We start from the raw sequence: 26614 nt of genomic DNA, 5'->3' as shown, positions 1-26614 counted from the left end.
AAACAACTTTTCTTCTGGTCATATTGAGCTAAATTTCTTCTTCAAACTACCTTTTAAAATGCTTTTATTACTTTTTGTCATAATACGATCAAATACTCCTAATAACCTCTTAAGTAAGCTTGGGGTTAGCGAAGAGATAGGATTAACAGATACGTTGTTGTTTTTATCATCACCATTTGCTTTGTAGTCTATTGAAATAATCCCCCTACTCTTTCCACCAGTCAGAAGTTTTCCGATTATAGGGATTTTCAACAAAGATTTGTTAATTGAGTATGCCGGTATTACTTGTCCTTCAACCTGGAATTTATAACCCTTAATATCGAGCGTACCACTAGTGCTAATGCCTAGTTCCGCTCCTTCAAGCCAAGATTCTTCAATTTCAACAGTGCCATCTTTATATGAAAAAGGTGCATTACACTTATAAAAATGTACACCTTCGTTCTTTATAGCATTTACAATACCAGGCAGTGAAGACATTGATAATAAAGTGGTAAGCAGTGGAGCATCTTTGATATAGAAATTGCTGATAGATAACATACCATAATGTTCTCCATTTTCTCTCTTAGAAGATAGATAAAGAGATAATTTGCCATTTTTAACTGATTTACCAATACCTAAAGAACGCAAAAGCATACCTGAATTATCCGAATATATTTCAAGCCCTATTTCACTATGTTCTACTAGTATATTACTGTTATCTTCTAAAAACTGTCCTGTGAATTGACTTCCACTACAATCACCTTTAGCACAAGTTACATTTAGCTTAGCATCTTTTATGATAATTCCTTCTTTCATAATTATATTATCAACATTCATAGTAACTTCTATTTTGTTATTTAATCGATTACTATCTTTGCCAAGTAAACCTAACACATCACTTAAGTTGATTTTCTCACCGTGAATAGTTATGGCATTTTTCTCCTTACCTGATTCAATTTCTATACTAAAATTATTATCAGGTAATTTAAAGTTGCTAGAATTTAAATATAGATTTCCATTTTCTACTCTTCCGCTAAATTTTATGTCTAGATCATTTCCTACAACATCTAGTTTATCTATTAGTAACTTACCTACTCCTTTTAGCCTTGTAGAAAATAAAACTTCATTGTGATCTTCACAATGGTTTTTCCACCCTAAGTAGCTTGAACGCAACTCGAGCTCTGATAAATCTATATTACCATTAACATACCCTGTTTTGTCTTGATACATTACTGACTCTATATTTGCATTGATATAGCCATCACCGAAATTAAGTATTTGAGCAGGCAAATCTCCAGTCAAACTCCAGGCAAAATTTTCATTTTTATTGCTACTTTTGAGGTCAAATAGCAGCTGTGTATTATTTACCATACCACTGCCATTTAAATCAATAAAATCTCCGCCGAAATCAAGCTTAATCTCATATTTACCAAGACTGCCATTATACGCGACAAAATTATCAATTTCAGAATGAAATTTGGCTAAAAAATCTACTTTTTTATCATCAGCATTTAAATTAAAAATGTGAAAACTGAATACAGATTTTGCTATTCCACCTATACTGTCCCTTGTAATCTTCATCATATCATCCAGCTTAAATTTTATAGGTTCATATAACCCATAAGCATCACTTACAGCCTGACCATTAATTGTGAGAACAGAATCCTCTTTATTAAGAGATTGCATCTCAATTTCGCCACCATCAATATTGAAATTCTGGAACTTAGCGCTATTTACAATAATTTTGAGATTGTTATCCTTGAGGGTTAACTCACCGTTCAAGTTCTCTACTCGTTCAAAATCCTCATCAAATTGAACGCTGCCATTTTCTATATCAGCAACAATTACAATACCTGACAGATCATCATTTATTAAACTATCGATTTTACCGTTAAAACTTATAATTGTATTTATAATATTCCCATCAATATTATTACAATACCACTTTCTAAATTCATTGTTCACTAGACCATCTGGTACATAAGTACATAAATCTTTTGCAACAAGTTTACTAATATTAACTCTAAGCAAAGCATGATTTGTGCCAAAGTTCATTTTACCAATCAAAGAAAGGTAAGTATCATTTAACTTAAAATGAAAGTTTTTTATGCTAATGATTTCATCACTATATGTCAAATTTACATTTACATTAGTCAAGGCTAAGTTTTTACCTGAGTGACTCTCTGTATTTAACACGTATATGTTTCCGTCCACAACTTCATCCTTTCCATTAATTCTAATTGAAAAGTTTCCTTTGAATCCTATTTCTTTGTCCAAATTGTAACTTTTAACTAGTGTGGAAAATTCGTTAAATAGCCCCAACTTTAGGTTATAGAATGTTCCATAGAAATTTAGTAAATTATTACGGTTTTTTATCGTAATGGATAAATCATCTAGAAACCCTTTACCTTCTTTTGTATGGACACGAATATCCAAAACATTGAAATCTTCCCCCTTCCCTACATATACTTTATCAATAAAAAATTCACCTTCCATGCTTTTATTGATAGCAATGTTAGTAATTTTAATCCTTGAGTCTGCATTGAAGTAGAAAAAAAATTTTCTTATTGTCTTTAGCAGATTTTTTGTACTACTCATCTTCTCTGTCATTACAGATGTTATCTCTTTGCTCTCCTCCCTCTTGATATATATGTGTACATTATCAGCTAAAACCTGAGAGAACTTTTTGGAACTTAACTTAAAGTGTACGAAAAGCTCAGGAACTTCTATTGTAAAATCAGGATTTGTTATTTTTAAATCTGTAATGACTAGCTTGCCATCTTGATGCCAAATAACCGAAGTACTCTCCATGCTGACATCCGAATTGGTAAATATCTTTAATATTTTTTTCTTTATATAAAAATTAATATAACTAATATTGATTTCTAGAGGTCCCTCACCTTTAAAAAAGATAAAGAAGCAGGATATAAATAATAAAATTATAGAAAATGATATAGTAATTTTTTTAAGCATTGATTATTGCTTTTCTTGCTAGAATATCAGCTTCCTCATTGTATTTGTCACCATTATGCGCTTTCACCCAATTCCAATTAATTTCGTGTTGCAAAGCAGCATTATCTAATTCTTTCCATAATTCTATATTTTTTACTGACTTCTTATTACTTGTCTTCCAGCCGTTCATTTTCCACTTATTTATCCATTCTGTTATACCGTATTTAATATAGAGGCTATCCGTATACAAACTGATATTACAAGGAAATTTTAATACCTTCAGTCCATTGATCACTGCTGTTAACTCCATTTTATTATTTGTAGTATTTTCTTCTCTACCACAGATGTTCTTTCTATGATTTTGAAATAATATGATTGCTGCCCACCCTCCTGTCCCTGGGTTACCAGAGCATGCTCCATCTGTGTATATTGTCACTTCCTTTTTCTTCATCTTTAACTGTAGTGAATTAATAAAGTATATCGTTGCTTCTATAAAATCACAATTTTTATAGATATAGAGGCAATTTAAGCCGCACCTTTAAATTTTATTATGGAAATAAAAAAAAGTGCTACAACGAGCATTATTAGAAGAGAAAGTAAAAGATAGTTTTTATGTTCTTTCATGGTTAAAACAAATCAATAGAGCAGTAAATAACGCTGGCAAACAGAGAAAATAGATAAGAAATCGAATAAGAAAACATTTTTTTCTGCGAGCTATGACTCTTAAGCCTTATAACGGATGCAGCAAACCAAATAAAAACACACCCTTCAATAATTGCCATACTGAGGTAAAATAGAGCCTTTTTCAAAAATAGTGCTGGGAGTAAGCTAGTTAATACGAGTAACACGCTATAGATTAATATATATTTCCTCGTTTTTTCTGGACCATAAACGATATTGAACATTGGAATCGATGCTTTTGTATAATCTTCAGATCTATTTAAGGATAGAGCCCAAAAATGTGGTGGAGTCCACATAAAAATTATTAAAAATAGAATACAACTTTCCCAGCTTACAGAGTCAGTTACAACCGCCCAGCCAATCATTGGAGGAAAAGCACCTGCTGCACCACCAATAACAATATTCTGCGGAGTACGCCTTTTGAGCCAAATTGTATACACAAAAACATAAAATAATATGCTAATTGCAAGCAAAGCAGCAGAAACATAGTTCACTGCTATTGCCATGATAAATACTGACAATATTCCAAGAGTTATGCCAAATTCAAGCGCGCTTTCTGCAGAAACTCTACCTGAAGGTATAGGGCGGTTTTTTGTTCTCTCCATAAGCAAGTCTATATCTCTGTCATACCACATATTTATTGCACCTGCAGATCCTGAACCAAGAGCAATGCACATAAGAGATATTAGTGCAAGGAAAGGATGAATGCTACCTGGTGCAGCAACTATTCCAGCAATTGCAGTAAACACTACAAGGTACATTATCCTTGGCTTTAGCAAATGCCAAAAATCCAGTATTGTTGATTCAACATTTAGCAAAACACTTGTGTACATTCTATTTTATCACTGGTGGTTTTTCAAAAGTATGAAAAGGCGGTGGTGAAGATACCGTCCATTCTAAAGTGTCACCTTCCCAAGGATTATCTCCAGCTTTCTTGCCCCATTTGAAGAGATGTATAACTATAAACACAAAAAACATAACTGAAACAAAGGACATATATGAGCCAACTGAGGATATATAATTCCAAGGGATAAACGCGTCGGGATAATCAGGTATACGCCTTGGCATGCCGGCTAATCCCAGGAAATGCTGAGGTAAGAAAGTAACATTGGTGCTAATAAAAGTGAGCCAAAAGTGTACCTTTCCTAAACACTCGTTATATTGCTTACCTGACATTTTGCCTATCCAATAATAAAAACCAGCGAAGGCTCCAAATAATGCAGCAAGCGACATGACATAGTGAAAGTGAGCAACGACATAATAGGTATCGTGTAAAAGTTTATCTATTCCACCGTGAGAAAGAATTATTCCGGTTATACCCCCACCAACAAACATAAAAATAAAACCTAGCGCAAATAGCATAGGGGTTTTAAATTCAATTGCCCCACCCCACATAGTTGCAATCCAGCTAAAGACTTTTACACCAGTTATAACACCAATAAAAATTGTTGTAGTGCTAAAAAACACAGCAGCATCTTCGCTAAGCCCAACAGTAAACATATGATGAGCCCAAACCATAAAGCCAAATGCTGCTATACCTATCATAACATAAACCATCCCTTTATAGCCAAATACTGGCCTATGGGAAAAAGTTGATACAACTTGACTTATGATGCCAAATGCAGGAAAAATAATTATGTAAACTTCTGGATGACCAAAAAACCAAAACAGGTGTTGAAATAACACAGGATCACCGCCACCAGCAGGATCAAAAAAGGAAGTACCAATATTGCGATCAGTTAGCAGCATAGTTATAGCACCAGCAAGTACCGGTAAGGCAACAATTAACATAAATGACGTTAGTAAAACAGACCAAACAAATAGTGGCATTTTAGTGAGTGACATACCTTTTGCACGCATATTGAATATAGTGACTATAAAGTTGATCGCCCCAACAATTGATGACATACCAGCAACATGAAGTGCAAGTATAGCAAGATCAACTCCTGCACTTGGGTGGGACATAATTTGCGACAAAGGTGGGTATAAAGTCCATCCTGTTCCAGGACCTTCGCCAGCAAATACCGAGAGGATAAGCAAAATAAAAGATGAAACTAACAACCAAAAACTTAAATTATTCATACGAGGAAATGCCATATCTGGTGCACCAATCATGAGAGGTACGAACCAATTACCAAATCCTCCCATTAAGGCTGGCATTATCATAAAAAACACCATTATTACCGCATGCCCTGTAATCATTACGTTATATAGCTGGTAATTATTGTTAAGTATATTAATGTGCATTAGCTGAGTACGAATAATTACCGATAATAATCCACCAATAATTCCAGCTAATATGGAAAAAATAATGTATAGTGTCCCTATATCTTTGTGATTAGTAGAAAACAGCCAACGTCTTATACCTTTTGGTACATCACTCATATCTATACTCCAAACTTAACTTACTAATTTTTTATCTTCAATCCACTTATTAAAATCTTCTTTACTCACTGCTTCAACAACAATTGGCATAAATCCATGACCTTGACCACATAGTTCATAACATTGCCCATAATAAATACCGGGCTTTGTAACGTTAAACCATGCTTCATTCAGCCTACCTGGTATTGCATCAATTTTTATACCAAAAGCCGGTATTCCCCAGCTATGTATTACATCTCCTGCTGTCACTTGTAAACGAATATTAGTATTGATAGGTAAAATAACGTTATTATCAACAGAGAATAGTTTTAAATCTCTTTCGGTAAAGTCTTCTTTTCCTTTTATATAGCTGTCAAATGAAATACCTTGATATTCTGGGTACTTGTAACTCCAATACCATTGATGACCAATAACTTTTAGTGTTATGTCAGCTTTTGGCACTTTCTCCTGTAGTTTAATTAATTCAGCATTTTTAAAAGCCAATACCCCAACAATAATCGTTGGTATAACAAACCAGATAATTTCTACAAAGATATTATGAGTTATTTTACTGACATTTTTCACTTTGCCCTTACGAAAGCGAAATACTACATAAGCAAGCAGGGCCCATACAAAAAGCATAATTGCAATCATTACACTCATCACAAACGAATGTAACTTAACTACAACCTCCATTATCTCAGTTGCAGGCGCAGGAAATCCAAATTGCCAAGAAGTAGGAGCAGAAGCAATTGATATATTTGAGTAAAACATTATCAATAATGCAAATAACTTCACCATATTTTTTGCTGTAAAACTAACTGTATAATAATATATATACACTTACTATGCAAACAGAGATTATAGAATTTACACAAGTGTTTTGCTAAATATTGAATCAAAAGTAAATGATGATTAATGTTTTTTTAGCATTTAATAAATATAATAATACGATACTAACTTGAGGAAAAAGCATTTACATGAATCTATTTTAACTTAAAATATTATAATATTTTAAGTTAAGTATTTACTTTAAGGAAGTTCTATAATAAGTTTAATAGTGTCTGTTATTGCTAATAACCCTCTAGCCTCACACCTAAAAGCAGTAACAGACACTATTAAACTTTAAGTAAGTTTGCCTATTTATAATTCATTGAGGTAAAAATCTTACTAATTCCTTTAATTCTATTATACAGCTGAGTTTACTAATTAACCTTTAATGTTTACGTTAGCATTTGCATCTTAAATCAAAGATTTACATATTATAGAAAATAATTATAAAATAATACACTACTTGTGTGTAAATTTTTTTGCATATCAAACTCTGTAAACAAATTTTCTAGAAAAGCCAAATAAATTATCTCTCTATGAAAGATCTATCGAATGTTGCAATTATAGGTGTAAACAAGAACGATAAAAGAGTGCGAGATTGAGTAACTATATATACTTCTACTGGCATACCAGGATATAGGTATACGTTTTTAAATTGAGCAAGTTCTGATTTTGGTATCACCACTCGCACTGAATAATAACGCCCCATCCTTGGATCATCAAGAGCATCAGGGGAAATATGGTTTACTATACCGTTAATTAAACTTAAGCGACGTGCACTATAAGCGCTCAGCCTTACTTTAACTTTCAGCCCTTCTAGTCCGTCGATAGAGACTATATTGCTATCTTTCTTTTTTGCTGACAGTATCTCTTCTATGTTTCTGGTTAGAACTTTAGCATCTATTATTAGATCATCATCTGATGGTACTATACTCAGGATTGGGACTCCAGATTGTATAACACCACCTTCAGTGTGGTATCTTATATCTGTAACTATACCATCTTGAGGTGATTTAATTATTGTACGTGCTAACGAATCTTCAGCAACCATCAGCCTCTCTTTTAAGTCTGCAATAGATGTATTAACTTCCTTAAGCTCAGCATTTGCTCTTTCTTGAGCATCATTCTTCACATTTATAATCTCTAACTCATTTTCTCCAATCTTTTGCTGTACTTGAGATATTGCAGAACGGTAATGTCCAACTCTACCCTCAATTTCAGCAAACTGTTTTTCTAAAGCTAAAATGTGTGGTTTGCTTATATGGCCACTATCAAGTAATTGTCTTTTTGTTTCTAACTCCTCAGTTATCAAGTCATATTGCTTATGGGCTGCATTTAGTTGAAAATTTAGCCCTGCTAATTCATCATTTAACTGCTTTATACGTTGTTGCAGTATGTCAGTTTTTCCTAATATACTCTTTCTCTGAGAGTTGAACAACTTTACCTGATTCTTTATCGCTTTATTTACAAGTTCATCGTTAGATAATCTTTTAACCTCATCAGAAAATTCTAGCGTATCTAAGTCTCCCCTGATTGCAATAAGTCTTGCTTCAGTTGCCAAAAGTGATAAGAGTTTTTCTTTAATTATACTCAAATTTGCCTTTTCGTTAACATCACTTAATAAAACTAAAGGCTCATCTTTTTTAACTGCTTGACCTTCTTTTACTAAAATTTTGCTTATTATTCCCCCACCCAAGTGTTGCACTATTTTTCTATTTGAAGAGACAATAACTTCTCCACTTGCATGCACTGCTCCGTCAATTGGAGCTATAGCTGACCAAATACCACCTATTCCAAAAAAGATGAATATCACCACTAAACCAAAAAATAGTGGTCCCCATGTGACTTTTAGGACTTCATTTACGTTATTACTCTCACGTTTAAAAATAAAATTTATCATCGCATCAATCCATGCGAACGTCTTATCCAAAAATTGATATTTCTTCTTTCTATTTCCTGCCCTTTGCATATCTATATCATCACTACCAATTAGGCCTGTCAAAGAAAGTCCAGCACTAAGCTTTTTTAACTTACTCATTATAATACTACTGCGAATTCTTGTTAACCAGGATAACACACAAAAACAAAGAATCTATACCTTAAGTACTTTACTTAGACTACGGAACATCAGAATAAACTATTTAGTAACAATTCTTATACTCCATTCAATGGTTCATCATTAGGCTAGAAAATCAAAAAGGTTTTACAATAACCATAATAACTATAATTATTATTAACACTGTTACTGCTTCGTTTAAAACACGAAAATAAACGTGAGTTTTCTTATTCAAGCCCACTGCAAAATTTTTCCTATGCTTTGCAAGTAGGACATGAATAGCAAACATTAAGAATAATGCTAGCGCTTTTACATGAAACCACCCTTCGCGATATGCTTCCCTAATAATCATTAGCATAATTCCAAAACTAAGGGAGAAAAGCATTGCAGGGTTTATGATATATCTAAGGAGTCTCTTCTCCATTATTTGAAGTAAGCTGTCATTTTCTGACCCTGGTTTTACAGATGCATGATAAACATAAAGCCTTGGCAAATAGAGCATACCTGCCACCCACATAATTACAGAGATAACGTGAAAAGCTTCAAGCCAGTGATAGTAGCCCATATAGATAGTATTATAAAATGTTAAAAATTTCTGGTATGATCTCAATTTAATAAAAGAAAGTCAATATGAAAGCAGAAAATTTCACTAAAGAACAGGTGATTGGATTCTACAGAAAAATGCTTCTCATACGCAGATTTGAGGAAAAAGCAGGACAATTATACGGAATGGGATTAATAGGCGGATTCTGTCACTTATCAATAGGGCAAGAAGCAATTGCAGTTGGGACTCAAGCTGCATCAAAACCTGGTGATGCTTTTATCACAAGCTATAGAGACCATGGCTTAATGCTTGCATGTAATTCTGATCCGAATGTTGTGATGGCAGAACTAACCGGCAAAGAAACAGGGTGTTCAAAAGGCAAAGGTGGCTCCATGCACATATTTGATGTTGAAAAAAATTTCTTTGGTGGACATGGAATAGTAGGTGCACAAGTCCCAATTGGCACAGGAATAGCATTTGCTAATAAATACAAGAAAAAAGATAACGTTGTATTCACATATTTTGGTGACGGTGCTGCAAATCAAGGACAAGTATATGAATCATTTAATATGGCATCTTTGTGGAAGTTACCTGTGGTTTATATCATAGAAAATAACGAATACGCAATGGGAACTTCTGTACAAAGATCAACTTTAGTAACTGAACTATATAAAAGAGGAGAGAGTTTTGGTATTCCTGGAAAACAAGTTGATGGAATGGATTTTTTCTCTGTCTATGAGTTAACAAGTGAAATAGCTGAGCACGTACGTGGGGGAAAAGGACCTATCTTGCTTGAAATGAAGACATATCGATATCGTGGACATTCAATGTCAGATCCTGCTACTTATCGCTCAAAAGAAGAAGTTGAAGATATGAAGCAAAATCATGATCCTATAAGCACCTTAAAGCAGTATATAACAGACAATAAAATCGCTTCTGATGAAGAATGCAAAGCTATTGATAAGGAAATACGAGATTTAGTAAAAAAGTCAGAAGATTTTGCTAAAAATAGTAAAGAGCCAGGCATTGATAAACTATATACTGATGTTTATAAATTTGTTAGCTAATCAGTTGCCATCAAAATTATGTTTTGGCCTACTATAGATATTTTTTGGCAGCACTTAACTTTATTATATAACAGCCTAGTCAATAGAAACTGTAGTAACTCTTATATTATTGATATACACCGCTCTTGGATCATAGGTTAAATGAGTTTTATTTGACTTTTTGTGCTAGTTTGCAGAATATAAAGTTATTAATTGAATAAAATACATGACAAAAGAAAACTGGGAGACAGTAATTGGACTTGAGGTACACGCTCAGGTTTCTTCTAAGACAAAGCTATTTTCTAGTTCACTAACGGAATTTGGCACTGAGCACAATACTCAAGTTTCTCTAGTTGATGCAGCAATGCCAGGTACACTACCAGTATTAAATTATAGCTGCATAGAGCAAGCAATATGCACCGGACTTGCAATTTCTGCAGAAATTAATAAATGCTCTTACTTTGACCGGAAAAATTATTTTTATCCCGATTTACCACAAGGTTATCAAATAACCCAGTTCTTTGAGCCAATAGTTAAAAATGGCAAAGTTTTTATCAATAATAATGAAAAAGAAATAAGAATCGCAAGAATTCACTTAGAGCAAGATGCAGGAAAGAGTATTCATGAAGAAAGCAAAACTTACATAGATTTAAATCGTGCAGGTGTTGCTTTAATGGAAATTGTTTCAGAGCCAGATCTTCGTTCATCTGCAGAAGCTGCAGAATTCATGAAAAAATTGAGGCAGATTTTGCGTTACATCGGTTCATGTGATGGTGATATGGAAAAGGGGTCACTTCGCTGTGATGCAAATGTTTCTGTTCGCCCAAAGGGTAGTAGCACATTTGGCACTCGTTGTGAAATAAAAAACTTAAATTCAATACGTTATATTGTACAAGCTATAGATTATGAAGCACAAAGGCAGATCAAAATTTTGGAAAGCGGAGGAGAAATAAGTCAAGATACCTTATTGTTTGATGTCACTTTAGGAAAAACAAAAGTGATGAGAAGCAAAGAAGATTCAAGTGACTATAGATATTTCCCTGAACCTGATTTGCTACCTGTTGAAATAAGCCAAGACAAAATTGATTCTATTAAATCATCTTTACCCGAGTTGCCAGATCAAAAAAAACTTCGATACATAGAGGAATTAGGTATCAATGAATATGATGCAGACGTTATCACTTCTGATAAAGAAATTGCCGATTATTTTGAAAAATTAGCAAAAAAGCATGATTCAAAGATTGCAGTTACCTGGTTAACCGTCGAGCTTTTCGGTCGTTTAAATAAAACAAATATTGATATTGTTAGCTCTCCAATTAAAGCAGATGCTTTATCCGAGCTCCTTGACTTTATCGTTGATGGAACGATCTCTGCTAAGCTCGGCAAGCAAGTTTTTGATATTATGTTTGAAACTGGCAAACCGGCATCTCTCATCATAGAAGAGCAGGACCTAAAACAAATAACCGATAGAGGTCAAATAGCAGAAGTTATCGACACAATCATCAATAGCAACCAAGATAAAGTTCAAGAATACAAAAGCGGTAAAACAAGATTATACGGATTCTTTGTTGGCGAAATTATGAAACTCACCAAGGGAAAAGCCAGCCCTGATGTCGTGAATTCAATTTTAAATGAAAAATTAAGTAATTAGTCACATTTTTTTATTTACATAACAGCACATCTCGTAGATATTCTCAGATTTACGCTACGATATCTGTATATCATAACATATAACTTTTTTACCATTTGTTGGTACTATTTTTAAAATTATGTGAGGTTGAGGATGCTTGAAGATCATCCTGTTTGGGGGTCAAAATGCTCTCGCCATGGTATTGACTATCAAGAGTTGTGGCTCATATTATTTCTCATGCGTGTGATGGATAAAAAATGTCCTTTCCGCCTAGTTACAGAATTGAAGTCAGCTGCAGGCTTTGATGATGTTGTTCTCCAATGTAAGCAAAATAAAACAACAATACATAGGTTTGTGCAAGTCAAACACAAACAAGATGGAACTGAAAAAATCAGTGTAGGTAGCTTATTAACAAAGAGTGGTGAGTTTAATTTGTTGAAATACTTTATTGCTTATTTAAAGATCAAAAATAATGCAAAGTTTAGTGGTGGAACAAAGCATTTTCTTTTTGCTACGAATATGGATCTTGATTCACCATATTCAATACAACACGAAGTAAGAAATCTAAGAGCAATGTTAAGTGGAGAAAATAAAGGAAAAGAACTTTCATTTGTAAGAATAGACACAAAAGATGAGTTTCTGGATATAGGTGATAGTGCAAAATATAGAATTAGTGATTCAGATGGTAGTGTTGCTCAATACTTGAAACAAAATATGGATTTTATAAAGCGTGAGATAGGCAAGGAAGTCAGCAATAAAGAGATAGAGGACTTTTTAAATGAACTGGTGTTCGTCGTTAACTTACCCCATGAAGCTCAGCTAAGAAAATTATTGCTAGGTAAGTTGAGTAGTAGGTTGAACAAAAAGTTCGACTATATTGGTGACAATCAAATCTTTTGTAATAATCTTCTAAAAAAAATATCAGACTGGGTAAAAGATATAAAAGCGCGTCCTTTTTCGCACAAAGAGGGAGATGATATGAATTGTTATTGCTTGGTTGGAAGCATGAGAAGGTATAATAACTTCTCAGAGTGGATAGGTGGCAGGTTGAAAGTTTTTGTGAGGCCCTTTCTGCTTTTTGCAGTATACAGGAAAAAGACCTCGTGAGGGAGATTAATCGCCCCTGCCACCGAAAACCATCATGCGGCCTATAAAATTTAGTAACCGCGTATAGGAGAATGGACCAACCGGTAATATTCTACTCTGATATATTGGAGTATTCAATAAGAGGGAAAATTTATGCGTTATATAGGTGTTGATTTACATACTAATAGTTTTACTGTTTGTTATTTAGAACAGGAAAAACCAGAGCATATTAAAACATTTCGCTTACAGGATTTAGATAAATTTATTAAAGATCTTCGAGAAACAGATGAAGTAGCTTTTGAAGCAACAGGGAATAGCTGTTTCTTTTATGATGAAGTGTCACCCTGCGTTAAGCGTGTTGTTGTGGTTGCTCCCTTGCAATTTGAAGTTATTCGTCGTTCTGTAAATAAAACAGATAAACATGATGCAAGAGCTATTGCTTTTTTTCTCAGCAAAGATATGTTGCCTGAAGCAAAATGCAAGAGCAAACAATGCCAACAGTTAGCTTCTCTTCTTAAAACAAGAGATCAGTTAGTAAAATCACGGGTATCTTTAATCAATAAAATGCATGGACTTTTCAATTACCACGGAATAAAGATTAAAAAGGAAGTACTGACAACCAAAACGGGATTTGAACGCTCTCTAGGTAAACGTGATTGGAGTTACTTGGAAAAGGTTGAGATTGAAGTAATTAGCAGTAACCTGGAAGTTATTCGAGAAAGTCTCAAAAAACTTGAAAAGGAAATGATAGCTTTTGCCAAACAGCTCCCTGGATTTAATAATCTCATCAGTATTAAAGGCATTGGTGCAATTTCTGCAGCTGTCTTTGTTGCAACAATTGGTGATATTAATAATTTTAGTAATCCAGAAAAACTGACAGCTTATTTTGGAATTGTACCACGAGTTTCTCAATCTAATCAACAATGTACAATTGGAAAGATTACCAAACGTGGACCGAAAATAGGTCGTACTTCTTTAGTACAGTGTACTTGGATTGCTATACGTTATAGCCCTTATTTGAGAAGCTTTTATGAACATGTGAAAAAAAAGCGTGGTGCTGCTAAGGCTATTACTGCAACTGCTAGGAAGTTTCTAACAACCATTTTCTATACTCTTAAAAACAACTGGGTTTTCAAAGATTTTACAAAATATGAAATTTATAGTTGACAACAATCATAGGAGAAGAGCTTTTTCGAGAAGTGGAGCTATGGGCTAGTACTTTAGGTAAGATAGAACAAGGAGTAAAAGAAAATAATGAAAGAATTGATAAAGTAATAGAACAACAACACAAGGATAGTAAAACACTACATAAAATATATGTGGCTGTAACGACACAGGATAACAAGCGGGTAGAGGAGCCTATTTGGTTTAAAATAATAGAGCCAGTTGCATTTTTTACTGGAAGAAATAGTGAATTAAAAGCCTTACATGATGCACTACAAAGGAGTACGGTCAGGCCAGCAATTATATCTCAGGTTGCTACTATTAGTGGTCTTGGGGGGATAGGTAAGAGTGAATTCGCTAGGCAATATGCTTACACATATGGAAAGGATTATTATGCTAACGTTATCTGGATAAATGCTGAAAGCGTTGAAACTATGAAAAATTCTTTCTTGGGGTTAGTTAAGGATGATAGATTAGGCATTTCTACCAAAGATAGGTACGAAAGGGACAAGACGATAGAAAATATTGTTAGAGAAATATATGCTTTCTTTGCAAGAAGGAAAGGAAAAAGCCTATTCATTTTTGATAATGCTGAGGGATATGAAAACATTAAAAGATTTTTACCTTCATCTTTACACCCTAGACATAAAAAACCTTACATTTTAATTACTTCTCGTGACTGTAAGTGGAATGTGAGAGGAGAAAGTGATATAAAAGTAATACAATTAGATAAGTTTGGTGAAGTAGAAGCTTTAGAATTTGTTAGAAAAGCTTTGAACATAGAGAATAATTTACAGGATAGGGAAATAGAAGAGCGAACAAGAGAATTACAATATTTTCCATTAGCTTTAGGACAAGCAGTTGTATATATCCAAGATCGAAATGAGGAATCGAGATTAAGAGGTGATAAGAGGTTTAAAATAAGTGATTACTTAAAAGAGTATCAACAAAATGCAGGAGAATTGCTTAAGAAAGGAATTTATGAAAATGAAGATCGTTATACTAAAACAGTTTTGACAACTTGGAATGTCACGATGACATATATATGCAAGGAATATGGCTTTGAAGCATTAAACATTTTTGAAATAATGGCCTATCTTGCTCCTGATGATATTCGTATAAAAGAAATTTTTTCAAAGTCAATAGCGGATGATAAAGAAAAGCTGTGGAATGCTGTTGAACTACTTAATCGATATTCAATGATTAAGTTAAGGGAAGGGATAGTAAATATCCATAGTCCAGTACAGAAAGTAACAAGATTAAAATTGCAAGAGAAAGGTAGAGAGGAAGAAGTTCTTAGGAAAGCTCTAAATTTGGTGAACATTGGTGATGTAGCAAAAGATAATAAAATTCATGTTGCATTTATTTGGGGATATGCGAGTAAACATGGTAAGTTGATTGATGATTTTTACAAAGATACTAATTTACATTTGCTTGTTGAAAATGGTGATTATAAAGCTATTAAAAACTTATTAGCATATATAAAGAGAAAACATCAAAATAAGCTTAGTGGTATCGTTAATGCTAAAAATGGTTGTGATATTGCTCCATTGCATTTAGCTGCTGGGAATGGGGAATTGGACATAGCAAAACACCTGATCAATGAAGGTGCTAATATTGACGCTAGGGACTGTTTTTACCAAACGCCATTGTACTGGGCTGCTAAGAGTGGAGAGTTAGACATGGTAAAATATCTTGTAAATAAGGGTGCTAGTGTTGGTATTAAAGATAATTATGGCTGGACTGTGTTGTACTGGGCTGTTGAAAGTGAAAGTTTTGATATAGCAGAATACCTTATAAAAGAAAAAGGTATGGGTATTGATGTTAGTGCTAAGTACAGCAATGGCAAAACTATGTTACATGAGGCTATCAGGTTTGCAAAACTAGATGCAATAAAGTACCTGATTGATAAAGGAATTGATATTAATATCAAAAACGGATATGGTGATACTCCATTGCATTGGGCTGCTATCAGGGAAAAAGTTGATGTGGTAAGATATTTTGTAGAACAAGGTGCTGACGTTAACGCTAAAAATAATGAGGGAAAGACAGCATTGGATTATGTAACTGATAATCAAGAGCTTGTGGAGTTGCTTTTAACCCATGATGAAAGTGTTGAAGTAGCTTAAGAGAAAATTATTTATCTGTTTATTTTAACGTCCCAAAAATGTTTAACAAAAGTGTGTCAAACTGAATTTTTAGTTTAACTCAATTTTCAATAGATTTCTTGCATAAACAGGTGTCATCCCAGCTGGAACCCAATATCTGGATTCCAGTGGGCTTTGTTGCACCACTCAAGGAAAGAACAGGCAGTTACTGATGGAATTTGTTATAAAATAGATATTTAGCCGACAAAGGAAAAATATGCCAATAAGAATGAAAGTCAGTAACTGCAATGAATATAACAAATTTCTTCAAGAAAGGGGAAATGTTTTTCATTATATCAACGATGCCATTGAAAATTGGTACGAAAATAGTCCAAAAGTAGCAGGTGGCAACAATGTCTACAGCGACAAAGTAGTGATTCTAATTCACATAATAACCTATCTATTCAGGATTGGTCTTAGGCAAACAGTGGGATTTATAGAGAAATATCTTGAGCAAATAGGGAAAATTTTGCAAATTATCAGCTATTCGCAGGCTTCAAGAAGGTTTAAAAAGCTTAATATCAAAATCAACGACTGCAGAGTTGATAAGAACGATATGGAAGATATTGAAATTGCTATAGATAGTACAGGTATCAGCATCTACAATAATATTCCAGGCCATAGTAAGGCAAATGGTACAGATAGAAAGTATCGCCGCTATGAGCAAACAAGAAAGCTACATGTAATGCTAGAGATAGGTAGTAAAAAAGTTATAGCTGCAAAATACAGTAGTGGAGTTTATTCCGACCACTATGGAGCCTGTGATCTTATTGAAAGAGTGGATACCAAGTATAACATAAGCACGATATATGCAGATAGGGCATATAATCGAAAGAAGTTATACAAACTGTGCGATGAGCTTGACATAAAGACAAGGATTCCTCCGCAAAATAATGCAGTAGAGCATCCAAAGTTGGATTATATGAATGAGAGAAATTCTACAATCAAGCTCATAAAGTCATATGATGAAGATGGTATGAAGAGGTGGAAAAAAGAGATAAATTATTGGAAGAGATCTTATATAGAAAGTTTTTTCTCGCGACTGAAGCAAATATTTGGATTTAGTTTTAGGAATAAATCTGAGATTAATCGTGAGAAGGAACTGCTACTCAAGTGTTATTTGCTTAACAAATTTACTGAAATAGGCATGGCTAAGTTTGATATAGCTTCATGAATTTATTATACATTACCCACTATCCGAAGAGCTGTGCAACAAAGCCATTCCAGTGTCACGCGCTGGAATGACATCAACTTTTGAATTCGAGTTATGCAAGAAATCCAACATATTAGGAACGACAATATCAGGTTGAGATGTAGTTCATATGTAAAGGTAACCTCTACTTTTCCTCAGCTTTCTTTCTAGGCTCTGTAAACAAAATTTTAAAGAAGCCATATAGTGTAGCTAGAGACATTTTTAGTCAACTGAGTAATTTTGTTCCTCTAGCCTGAGGTCAAAATAAATTTGAATGGGTTTCCCAGTACGTCAACAAGTGCATGAACTTTAGTCGCAAATCCCCGTCCTCAATTAATTTGACCTGCTAACATTTTGTACACAGAGCCTAGCTCTTTTGCTATTTGCTTGACTTGTTTCTTTACATAGCTTCTAATTTAAATTCTGCTGTCTATTCTCTTTCATTCATAACCTTTTGCAAAACGTTTTTGCTTTCTTCTCTGCTGGTCACTATTGCTTATATAAAGCAAGTATAGTACTGAATGATGTTGCAAGCACTCAGTTCGGCAATATTATCGATTTAAGACGAAGTTAAGATTTCGATTTTTTATTCAAACTCTTCTGAAAGTTTTTATACATATTGAAGACATCTTGATAATTTAGGTGAGTGTAAACTTGAGTAGTTTCAAGGCTTGAGTGGCCAAGCAGCTGTTGTATTGATCTTATGTCAATATCTTCCTGAAGCAAATGAGTAGCAAAACTATGGCGAAATGCATGTGGAGATAAAATTTCTGGTAAGTTTAAAAATCTTCTTATTTTTTGCAAACGATTAGCAACATAAGTTCTTCCCAATTTTTTTCCTCTTACCCCGACAAAAAGATGTCCCGCTTCGTCAAAGTGGGGACAAGCTTTTATATATTTTTGTATACACTTTTTTACTACTGGAAGAATAAATACCTGCCTTTGTTTATCTCCCTTACCTGTTACTATTAAACTTTCATTGCTAATATCACTAACCTTAAGATTCAGTGCTTCAGTGATTCTTAAGCCCGTACCATATAGCAGAACGACAATTGCAATTTCTCTTTTTACCACCCAAGGCTCGCCTAGATCAGGCAATTTCATTTCTTTCAATAGAGTTTCTATGTTAGATATTGAAAGTGCTTTAGGTAGAGTTCTTCTCTGAATTGGCCTTGATAAAGAAAATACCGCTTCATTATTTATTTCATAATTGTTTTTTATATATTTGAAAAAATTTCTGATTACTGACAATGCGCGAGTGTTAGATCTCGCATTTACACCTCTTGCATAACGAGAGGTAAACCAACTTCTCAGTTCAGGTATGCTTAATTTTTCTAAAGAGCCAACATTTACTTCTTCACCAATGTGAGTATTTAGGAAACTTATAAGATCTTTGAGGTCCCTCATGTATGACTCCAAAGTGTTTGGTGAGTAAGACCTGTTGTACTTTAGCCAATCATACCATTTTTCAATGATTGAACCGAGGTCCACAGTTACTTTTTAAAGAAAGCATCGATGCACGCATCCCTAAAGGCTTCATTTATATCAGGATGAGAGTGACAAATTCTGTATATATCCTCTGCTGCTGCACCATATGCCATTGCAACCGCTGCTTCATTGATTAGCGTATCAGCGTATGCTCCTATGATATGTACACCGAGTATTGTATCTGCTTTGCTACAAGTCAGAACTTTCACGAATCCCTCAGCATCGTCAGTGACTTTTGCTCTACCGTTTGCAGCAAATTGACATTTACCAACTTTATACTTTCGACCAGCACTTTTTAGTTCTTCTTCAGTTTTACCGATTGAAGAAACTGCAGGGTGGGTGTAAATGACTGACGGTATGATTTCATAATCAACGTGAGGCAATTGCCTTGCTAGTATCTCTGCAACTGCCACCCCTTCTTCCTCAGCTTTGTGAGCAAGCATTGCTCCACCAATCACATCACCAATAGCAAATATTCCTTTTACGTTGGTTTCATAACTATTGTTGACTTTAATAAAGCCACGACTGTCTTTTTCTATTTTTTCAAGACCCTCAGAGCATGGTTTGCGTCCTGCTGCCACCAATACCTTATCCGCCTCTATAGAGTTTGTTTGATTATCTTTTACAGAGCAAACTTTCACACTCAAAGAGTTATTACTTTGTTTTATCTCTTCAACTTTGGTGCTGAGTAAAAATTTTATTCCCTGCTTTTGTAGACTAGAAAGTAAAGACTTACTTAGTTCGCCATCCATTGCTGCAGCGATTCTATCAAAAAACTCTACTACAGTAACTTCAGAGCCCAGCCTATTCCACACAGAAGACATTTCAAGTCCTATTGCCCCAGCTCCAATTACAACAAGTTTTTTTGGTACTTCAGTTAAAGACAATGCACCAGTTGATGAAATGATATTTTTCTCATCAATATCAATTCCTGGTAGAGAACTAACATCAGAACCAGTTGCAATTACTATATTTTTTGCCTTCAGTACCTTACCTTCAACTGAAACTTCAAGATTGCCTTGATCAAAAGAAGTAATTTTTCCAAGTCCATTGATGTTAGTAATTTTGTAAAGGTTAAACAGATATTCTATGCCTTTTCCAAGTTCCTGAACTCTAGCGTCTTTATAGCCTAGCATTTCTTTCAAATCGAGACTTACATCCTTAACTTTTATGCCAAGTTTTGATAGATTATTTTTCGCGCTAGCATACTGATAAGAGGAATGGAGTAATGCTTTTGATGGTATACACCCAACTCGCAAACACGTGCCACCAAAAATGCTATTTTTGTCTATACAAGCAACTTTGAGTCCAAGTTTTGCAGCAGCAATAGCGCATTTGTAACCACCTGGACCACCACCTATAATAATCAAATCATAATCAGTCATAAAAAACAAACCTATTTTCTAAAGAATAAACACCATTTCCTTCAGTCGTTATATACATCTTACCATGGGTAAATACTGGAGCATGAAACACATTACCAGGTATTTTAATTACCCTTCCTGTACTTTCAGATCCAGGAAAAACAAATATTGAACCTTTATTACTTGTTACCCAAAGCGTATGGGCATACATAATTGGAACAAACAATTGCACATTCTCTATAAAATCAGATGTCCAAACTGTTTTTCCACTTTGTATGTCGATGCCAATTACCTTATTATCTTTAGTCACCATGAAAATTCTTCCGCCTTCTTTTTGTTTCTCTGCAGGAATAAGAGGGCTATAATATGACTCAATGTTTGATATACTTTTTACTTGTAGTGGCCTTGACCATAAAATATTTCCTGAGTTTACGTCAATGCTATAAATATAAGAGTTGCTCGTAGCTATTAAGATATTATCGTGTACTCTAGGTGTAGTAGTTACATCTGTAAGCTGTGTGTCTAAAAGATTTGTAGCTAATTTTTGGCTCCATAGTTTTTTACCTTCTTCATTAAAAGCTATTAACTCTCCATTTGAAAATGGTGCCATTATTTTATCATTAGAGACTGCTGGTGAGATGGAATATAAACCTCGAACCTCATTTATACCATTTTGATAAGCCCAAATGGGGCTGCCATCTTTTATATCAAATACATTTAGATAGTTATCAATAGTCAATGCTACCAACTTATTGTTTATTACTATTGCTTTCCCTCTTGCCGGAGCTCTTAATTCTTTTTCCCATTGAATCTCCCCTGTTTTCGCATCTATTGTGTGTAGAATGTTATCCACTACAAAGAAAACATTTTCTTTGTAGCTCGATAAACTCATATTACCAATTTTTTTCCTACTTGAGAGGTATAATTTCCAATTTATAACTCTTGGGTTATCGATATCAAAGGAATATAAGGTACCGTGCTTGTCTGGTAAAATAACGCTATTTTCTGTAAGTATTGGAGCTACATATCCTTGAGATAATTTTTTATCTACTAAACTTATTCGTTCGCTTGCCATTGTATAGTTACTATACAATAACATTATCATGACAATTATTATTTTCATTATTTAGTGAAAACAAGATTCATTAATATACATACTAGAAACGTAAATCACAACGAAAATGTTCTTAATTGTGGATCAAAAGCATTAACGTAATGTCATACCATTATGTAAAGATTCTCTTACTGTAATAACTTTTATCAAGTATGGACTAAAAGAAATATCTATAGCTCAAACTAATGCTGTCAGTAATACTACTCCAATATGAAACAGGCAGCATTTTCAGGATGAAAGATATTGTTGTGATGTCATTCATTTGAACTACTCATATCAATTTGAAAAATGTATACTATCTTATGCTATAGTACCTAAAAATAAATGCTCAACATACAAAATAACGCTTCACTTTGCAGGCAATGGATATTCTTGGCAGTACTTGCTCTTGCTTGTTCTGGACTGCTGTCAATAATTGTTATTTTTCTACGATTGCCTTTTATTTCTTCTCTCATTCCTTCTGCACAATATATCTTTGATAATGCACTGGTGATACACGTAAATTTGTCAATTTTGGTATGGATGTGCTCTATAATATCTCTGCTCTTCATCATAAACTTAAAAAACACCAATCATTGGTTTAACTTCTCATGGATTCTCTCAATCCTTTCCATGCTGCTAATGTTTATATCTGCATTTGTTCCAAATACTGAAGTTATCAAAAGTAACTATATACCTGTATTACAAAACAAATTATTTTTACTTGGACTCAGTCTTTTCATTACCAGCATATTGATAAATACAGCTCTAGCCTACATATCAAATAAACAAGACTCATATCTTTCAATCGGACAAATTGGCCTGGTCATTATACTTGTGTCATCATTTCTTTGTGTTGTTTTAGCACATAAAAATATGCCTCCAGGTCTATATCACTCAGACAAGAATTTATTTTATGAATATCTCTTTTGGGGAGGCGGACATTTACTGCAGTTTGCCTTTGCTCAAGCAATGTTTTTAGTTTATTTGATCATACTGAATGCTCGCTATATTAGTCTAAATAAAATTACCATTTTACCACTATTTATAAACACAGTTTTGACCGTAGGTGCGCCGTTTATATACTTTATTTATTCGGCGGATAGTGCTGAATTGATACAGTTTTTTACCTGGCATATGAGAATTGCTGGAGCAGTTCTGCCGTGCTTTTTAACAATATTAGTGTATTGCAACATAAAAACTCTGCTCAATGATAAGGGCAATTATCTTCTTCACTCGTTTGTATTGTTCATTTATGGAGGTGTGCTTGGAGTGCTAACTATTGAAGGAAATGTCACTATTCCTGCGCATTATCATGGTTCTGTAGTTGGTATTACTATAGCTTTTATGAATTTTGTCTACTGGCTGTTACCAAAATTGGGCTGTAAAGAAATAAAAAGCTCCATAGTAAGATTACAGATTTATGCATATAGCTTGGGACATTTTCTCCACATTACTGGACTTGTTTGGCTTGGTGGATATGGTGCCTTAAGAAAAGTTGCAGATCTGCCAAGTATTTCATCAATGTTGGCACGTGCTTGTTTTATTACGGGTGGAGCTATATCAGTTATTGGTGGAATGTTATTCGTAATAATTGTGATTTTACATCTTCTTAAAGGCAAGGCTCGTACCAACTAACCCACAGAAACAAAACTAAAAATTTTAGTGTAAAATTACTATATTTACTTTGTACTATGGCTCAAACAACCTGCTTCAAATTTGGAAAGGCAGTGAAATGAAAAAAACTATATCAAGCTACACTGAATTCTTATTTGCTACTCCTTGTGGTTCTTGTGTTCCATTTACTTGAGAGCTAGGTTTCATTATTAAATCACCAGCTAAGAATGCAGATACTGTTGCTATAACAACGATTAACCACATGTCCAATTTATTTGTATGTTCAAGTGTAATATACACTACTAACCCAACAGCAAGACCAGTACTAGCAGTAGCGATATATGTTGCTTTTTCTTTTAGTTGTTTATTTGCTTCATTTTTGGTTTCTAATATTTTCTTTTCTTGCTGTAACTGCTGGATTTGAGTATTTATTTTTTGTTTCAGTTCATTCGACATTTCACTTTTGAGTTCATTTCTTATTTTATCTTTCAATGTAGTTATTGCCTCTTCTGGGCTTTTTTTATCTTTTAATTCCAGCACGTCTTCAAGCAATTCTACTAAGTCTACTTTTGCTGGGTGAGGCACATAGTATGGATTACTTAGAATATCTATAAGCTCTTTTAAGTTATGAAAGTTAAGCATAATAAACCTCAATACTAAAAATTTATTATGTAATACATTAAAAATTATAAGATCAAGAAAAATTTGTATCATAACAAGGCTAAATTAAATGGCAGACATTAAAATTGCTGTATTTGCTCAATTGTGATAACTTAAAGCTTAAAACTGAGAAATATTTATGTTAGAAGAAAAGTATAGCTTTAGGGAAATTGAAGACAAATACAACATATTATGGGAAGGGAGTAAAGTTTATAAATGGAATGGTGAAAAGGATAATACTTTCACTATAGATACGCCTCCACCAACGATATCTGGAAAGTTGCATATTGGTCATATATTTAGCTATTGCCATACGGACTTTATTGCAAGGTTTCAACGTATGCTGGGGAAAGATGTATTTTATCCAATTGGGTTTGATGATAATGGGCTTCCCACTGAAAGGTTAGTTGAGCAGACCTATAAAACCCGTGCAAAAGAAGTTGGCAGAGAAGAATTTATAGAGATGTGCCATGAAGTTATTGAGAAGTCAAAGCAGGAATTCAAGGAATTGTTTAAATCAGTCGGTATTAGTTATGACTGGAATTTAGAGTATCACACAATTAGTAAAGAAGCTGTGGCACTTTCTCAAATGTCATTCATTGATCTATATAATAAAGAGTATGCATACAAAAAAATGCAACCTATTCTTTGGGACCCAGTCGATAAAACTGCAATTGCACAAGCAGAAATAGAGGATAAAGTCTTTGAGTCATTTTTGAACACGATAGTTTTTTCCACTGAAGAAAATGAGCAGATTAAGATTGCAACTACACGGCCTGAGTTGCTTCCAGCATGTGTTGCAGTTTTTTGCCATCCAGAAGATGCACGCTACACTCAGCTGATTGGAAAAATAGCCGTAGTGCCAATAACAGGAGCAAAAGTTCCAATAATAGCTGATGATAAAGTTAAAATAGATAAAGGTACTGGGCTTGTTATGTGCTGTACGTTTGGTGATGAGCTCGACATATATTGGCAGCAAAAGCATGGTCTGCCGATGAAAATTATTATCGATCAGGATGGTAGGATAAGTCTAGATTCAGTGTATGGTAATAATAGATCCCAGTGTCAAGGCACTGGGATGACAAAGGGGAGTGACATTCCAGTGCTTGACACTGGAATCCAGCCATTAGAGGAGACACACGCTCCAGCGCGTGACGCTGGAATCTACGATGAAGTAAATGGCCTAAGAGTTAAAGAAGCAAGAAAGAGAATTATTGAAATCCTAACTGAAAAGGGCCTTTTAATAGAAAGCACTAGCATTTCTCATTCTGTTAAATGTGCTGAAAGATCTGGTGCGCCGCTTGAAATATTACCTACTTATCAATGGTTTGTCAAGACTTTAGAGCAAAAAACTCAAGTATTAGATAAAGTGAGTAAATGTAATTGGCATCCAGAATCTATGCGTAAACGTATAGAGGTGTGGATAGAAGGGCTAAGTTGGGATTGGTGCATCTCAAGACAGCGTTATTTTGGTGTACCATTTCCAGTTTGGTATTCAAAACGTAAGGGAGAAGAAGGCAAAATCATTCTAGCTGAAGTAAAGGATTTACCTGTAGATCCACTCAAAGATTTGCCGAAAGGGTATATTAAAGAAGAAGTTACTCCAGATCAAGATGTGATGGATACTTGGGCAACAAGTGCGATCACTCCTCAATTAAGTGCACTGGCAGTAAACAGTGAGCTCGGTTTACCAAGCCATCGGTATGATAAGATATTTCCTGCAGATCTGCGCAGCCAAAGCCATGAGATAATAAGAACTTGGGCTTTTTATACGATTTTGAAGGCACATTATCATGCAGATTCACTGCCGTGGAAAAATATCATGATTAGTGGTTGGTGTTTGGCTGATGATAAAAAAAAGATGAGTAAATCAAAAGGTAATATCATCACTCCTCATGTAATGCTTGAAACCTATGGAGCTGACGTAGTACGCTATTGGGCAGCAAACTCAAGACTTGGAGTTGACACAGTCTACTCTGAAAATATCTTCAAAATTGGCAAACGACTTGTTACGAAACTTTGGAATGCTAGCAAATTTGTTTCCATGTTTATGGAAAAACATCAAGCATTGAGCATAAATTCCATCAGTGAGACGATGGATAAGTGGATATTGTCAAAATTATATAAAATGATAGAAAAAACGACGAACAACCTATTACAGTTTGAATACTGCGAAGCTTTGAGCGCAATAGAAGAATTTTTTTGGAAAGATTTTTGTGATAATTACTTAGAGTTAGTTAAAAAACGTGCATATGGAGATGCATTGGACAGCGAGGCAAACATGAGTGCGAAACAGAGTTTGGCATATGTACTCAATATTATTTTGCGGTTATTTGCACCATTTTTGCCATACATTACAGAGGAAATATATCATCAGTTGCATAGTTATAACTCCGTTCACAATAAAAGTAATTGGCCTAACAAGGAAGAACTTACCTATGATAAGTATTCTGAGGAAATGGGAGATAATTTCGTGCAGATATTAAACCTTGTGAGAAAAATAAAAGCAGATAATAACGTATCAGTTAAGCATCTTATACAAAAGTTGATGATAAAAGCGAGTGTAAAAGAGGATGAGTTAAATTATTCTGCTCAGCATGATTTGCAGTCAGTTTGCAATGCTGAAGTGATAGAATGGGTTGAGGGTACAGAAGCAGAGCTTATAACTGAGAATGGAAAATTTACTGTAAGTTTATTGATTGATGTAACTTAGCATTCGT

Annotated in this window: 19 protein-coding genes; 8 read left to right on the top strand and 11 right to left on the bottom strand. The window is 34.2% G+C overall.

Going from position 1 to position 26614, the window contains the following annotated elements:
* Positions 1–18 precede the first annotated feature (18 nt).
* The 7 genes from OPR29_RS02510 to hemJ form a co-directional block, all read right to left on the bottom strand.
* A complete protein-coding gene (locus tag OPR29_RS02510; RefSeq protein ID WP_265025409.1) occupies positions 19–2952 on the bottom strand; it encodes a DUF3971 domain-containing protein in 2934 nt (977 codons plus the stop codon).
* A complete protein-coding gene (rnhA, locus tag OPR29_RS02505) occupies positions 2945–3382 on the bottom strand; it encodes a ribonuclease HI (RefSeq protein WP_007302764.1) in 438 nt (145 codons plus the stop codon). The genes OPR29_RS02510 and rnhA overlap by 8 nt, the downstream gene beginning before the upstream one ends.
* 175 nt (positions 3383–3557) lie before the next feature.
* Entirely contained in the window at positions 3558–4445 is an 888-nt protein-coding gene (locus OPR29_RS02500) for a heme o synthase (protein WP_052264838.1), read from the bottom strand.
* Position 4446: 1 nt separating this feature from the next.
* Positions 4447–5997 carry a cytochrome c oxidase subunit I gene (ctaD, locus tag OPR29_RS02495; RefSeq protein ID WP_265025408.1) on the bottom strand — a complete coding sequence of 517 codons (1551 nt, stop codon included), beginning with the start codon at positions 5995–5997 and terminating at the stop codon, positions 4447–4449.
* A 15-nt stretch (positions 5998–6012) separates the two neighbouring features.
* Entirely contained in the window at positions 6013–6777 is a 765-nt protein-coding gene (coxB, locus tag OPR29_RS02490; RefSeq protein WP_265025407.1) for a cytochrome c oxidase subunit II, read from the bottom strand.
* Positions 6778–7333: 556 nt separating this feature from the next.
* Complete coding sequence (locus tag OPR29_RS02485; RefSeq protein WP_007302760.1) at positions 7334–8845, bottom strand: HlyD family type I secretion periplasmic adaptor subunit; 1512 nt, start codon at positions 8843–8845, stop codon at positions 7334–7336.
* A 154-nt stretch (positions 8846–8999) separates the two neighbouring features.
* On the bottom strand, positions 9000–9428 hold the full coding sequence (gene hemJ, locus OPR29_RS02480; RefSeq protein ID WP_254229658.1) for a protoporphyrinogen oxidase HemJ: 429 nt from the start codon (positions 9426–9428) through the stop codon (positions 9000–9002).
* 65 nt (positions 9429–9493) lie between these two features.
* On the opposite strand from hemJ, the gene pdhA reads away from it, so the two are divergent.
* The 6 genes from pdhA to OPR29_RS02450 all read left to right on the top strand — a co-directional run bounded on the left by pdhA (position 9494) and on the right by OPR29_RS02450 (position 17654).
* Complete coding sequence (gene pdhA, locus OPR29_RS02475) at positions 9494–10474, top strand: pyruvate dehydrogenase (acetyl-transferring) E1 component subunit alpha (protein WP_265025406.1); 981 nt, start codon at positions 9494–9496, stop codon at positions 10472–10474.
* Positions 10475–10679: 205 nt separating this feature from the next.
* Positions 10680–12104: an Asp-tRNA(Asn)/Glu-tRNA(Gln) amidotransferase subunit GatB gene (gene gatB / locus OPR29_RS02470; protein WP_265025405.1), complete on the top strand. Its 1425-nt coding sequence runs from the start codon at positions 10680–10682 to the stop codon at positions 12102–12104.
* Between the two features lie 132 nt (positions 12105–12236).
* Entirely contained in the window at positions 12237–13190 is a 954-nt protein-coding gene (locus OPR29_RS02465; protein ID WP_265025404.1) for a hypothetical protein, read from the top strand.
* A 132-nt stretch (positions 13191–13322) separates the two neighbouring features.
* Positions 13323–14336, top strand: coding sequence for an IS110 family RNA-guided transposase (locus OPR29_RS02460; protein WP_226079700.1), 1014 nt, complete (start codon positions 13323–13325; stop codon positions 14334–14336).
* Positions 14333–16462, top strand: coding sequence for an ankyrin repeat domain-containing protein (locus OPR29_RS02455; protein WP_265025403.1), 2130 nt, complete (start codon positions 14333–14335; stop codon positions 16460–16462). The genes OPR29_RS02460 and OPR29_RS02455 overlap by 4 nt, the downstream gene beginning before the upstream one ends.
* Positions 16463–16697: 235 nt before the next feature.
* A complete protein-coding gene (locus OPR29_RS02450; protein WP_213863789.1) occupies positions 16698–17654 on the top strand; it encodes an IS5 family transposase in 957 nt (318 codons plus the stop codon).
* 588 nt (positions 17655–18242) lie between these two features.
* On the opposite strand, the gene OPR29_RS02445 is transcribed toward OPR29_RS02450, so the two are convergent.
* Genes OPR29_RS02445 through OPR29_RS02435 form a run of 3 tightly spaced genes read right to left on the bottom strand, consistent with a single transcriptional unit; the run spans position 18243 to position 21647 of the window.
* Positions 18243–19163, bottom strand: a complete 921-nt coding sequence (locus OPR29_RS02445; protein ID WP_010401376.1) for a tyrosine-type recombinase/integrase — start codon at positions 19161–19163, stop codon at positions 18243–18245.
* A gap of 2 nt (positions 19164–19165) precedes the next feature.
* Positions 19166–20545, bottom strand: a complete 1380-nt coding sequence (gene lpdA, locus OPR29_RS02440) for a dihydrolipoyl dehydrogenase (protein ID WP_265025402.1) — start codon at positions 20543–20545, stop codon at positions 19166–19168.
* Entirely contained in the window at positions 20538–21647 is a 1110-nt protein-coding gene (locus tag OPR29_RS02435) for an outer membrane protein assembly factor BamB family protein (RefSeq protein WP_265025401.1), read from the bottom strand. Before OPR29_RS02435 ends, lpdA begins: the two co-directional genes overlap by 8 nt.
* A gap of 315 nt (positions 21648–21962) precedes the next feature.
* Here OPR29_RS02435 and OPR29_RS02425 point away from each other — a divergent pair, with 315 nt between their 5' ends.
* On the top strand, positions 21963–23255 hold the full coding sequence (locus OPR29_RS02425; protein WP_007302752.1) for a cbb3-type cytochrome c oxidase subunit I: 1293 nt from the start codon (positions 21963–21965) through the stop codon (positions 23253–23255).
* A gap of 117 nt (positions 23256–23372) precedes the next feature.
* Here OPR29_RS02425 and OPR29_RS02420 read toward each other — a convergent pair whose 3' ends face one another.
* The gene (locus OPR29_RS02420; RefSeq protein WP_007302751.1) at positions 23373–23876 is read right to left on the bottom strand and encodes a hypothetical protein; all 504 of its coding nucleotides are present in this window, start codon (positions 23874–23876) and stop codon (positions 23373–23375) included.
* Between the two features lie 157 nt (positions 23877–24033).
* Here OPR29_RS02420 and OPR29_RS02415 point away from each other — a divergent pair, with 157 nt between their 5' ends.
* Positions 24034–26607, top strand: a complete 2574-nt coding sequence (locus OPR29_RS02415) for a valine--tRNA ligase (RefSeq protein ID WP_265025400.1) — start codon at positions 24034–24036, stop codon at positions 26605–26607.
* The last annotated feature ends 7 nt before the right edge of the window (positions 26608–26614 follow it).

Origin of the sequence: Wolbachia endosymbiont (group B) of Pammene fasciana, assembly GCF_947251495.1 — a bacterium.
GTDB lineage: Bacteria > Pseudomonadota > Alphaproteobacteria > Rickettsiales > Anaplasmataceae > Wolbachia.
This window is presented reverse-complemented; position numbering and strand designations above follow the sequence as displayed.

Excerpts from the sequence above, each read along its gene's own strand:
- lpdA (WP_265025402.1), bottom strand. The coding sequence starts at position 20,545 with ATGACTGATTATGATTTGATTATTATAGGTGGTGGTCCAGGTGGTTAC.
- OPR29_RS02510 (WP_265025409.1), bottom strand. The coding sequence starts at position 2,952 with ATGCTTAAAAAAATTACTATATCATTTTCTATAATTTTATTATTTATA.
- OPR29_RS02450 (WP_213863789.1), top strand. The coding sequence starts at position 16,698 with ATGCCAATAAGAATGAAAGTCAGTAACTGCAATGAATATAACAAATTT.
- OPR29_RS02500 (WP_052264838.1), bottom strand. The coding sequence starts at position 4,445 with ATGTACACAAGTGTTTTGCTAAATGTTGAATCAACAATACTGGATTTT.
- OPR29_RS02435 (WP_265025401.1), bottom strand. The coding sequence starts at position 21,647 with ATGAAAATAATAATTGTCATGATAATGTTATTGTATAGTAACTATACA.
- gatB (WP_265025405.1), top strand. The coding sequence starts at position 10,680 with ATGACAAAAGAAAACTGGGAGACAGTAATTGGACTTGAGGTACACGCT.
- OPR29_RS02460 (WP_226079700.1), top strand. The coding sequence starts at position 13,323 with ATGCGTTATATAGGTGTTGATTTACATACTAATAGTTTTACTGTTTGT.
- OPR29_RS02415 (WP_265025400.1), top strand. The coding sequence starts at position 24,034 with ATGTTAGAAGAAAAGTATAGCTTTAGGGAAATTGAAGACAAATACAAC.
- ctaD (WP_265025408.1), bottom strand. The coding sequence starts at position 5,997 with ATGAGTGATGTACCAAAAGGTATAAGACGTTGGCTGTTTTCTACTAAT.
- coxB (WP_265025407.1), bottom strand. The coding sequence starts at position 6,777 with ATGGTGAAGTTATTTGCATTATTGATAATGTTTTACTCAAATATATCA.
- OPR29_RS02485 (WP_007302760.1), bottom strand. The coding sequence starts at position 8,845 with ATGAGTAAGTTAAAAAAGCTTAGTGCTGGACTTTCTTTGACAGGCCTA.
- rnhA (WP_007302764.1), bottom strand. The coding sequence starts at position 3,382 with ATGAAGAAAAAGGAAGTGACAATATACACAGATGGAGCATGCTCTGGT.
- OPR29_RS02425 (WP_007302752.1), top strand. The coding sequence starts at position 21,963 with ATGCTCAACATACAAAATAACGCTTCACTTTGCAGGCAATGGATATTC.
- hemJ (WP_254229658.1), bottom strand. The coding sequence starts at position 9,428 with ATGGGCTACTATCACTGGCTTGAAGCTTTTCACGTTATCTCTGTAATT.
- OPR29_RS02465 (WP_265025404.1), top strand. The coding sequence starts at position 12,237 with ATGCTTGAAGATCATCCTGTTTGGGGGTCAAAATGCTCTCGCCATGGT.
- pdhA (WP_265025406.1), top strand. The coding sequence starts at position 9,494 with ATGAAAGCAGAAAATTTCACTAAAGAACAGGTGATTGGATTCTACAGA.
- OPR29_RS02420 (WP_007302751.1), bottom strand. The coding sequence starts at position 23,876 with ATGCTTAACTTTCATAACTTAAAAGAGCTTATAGATATTCTAAGTAAT.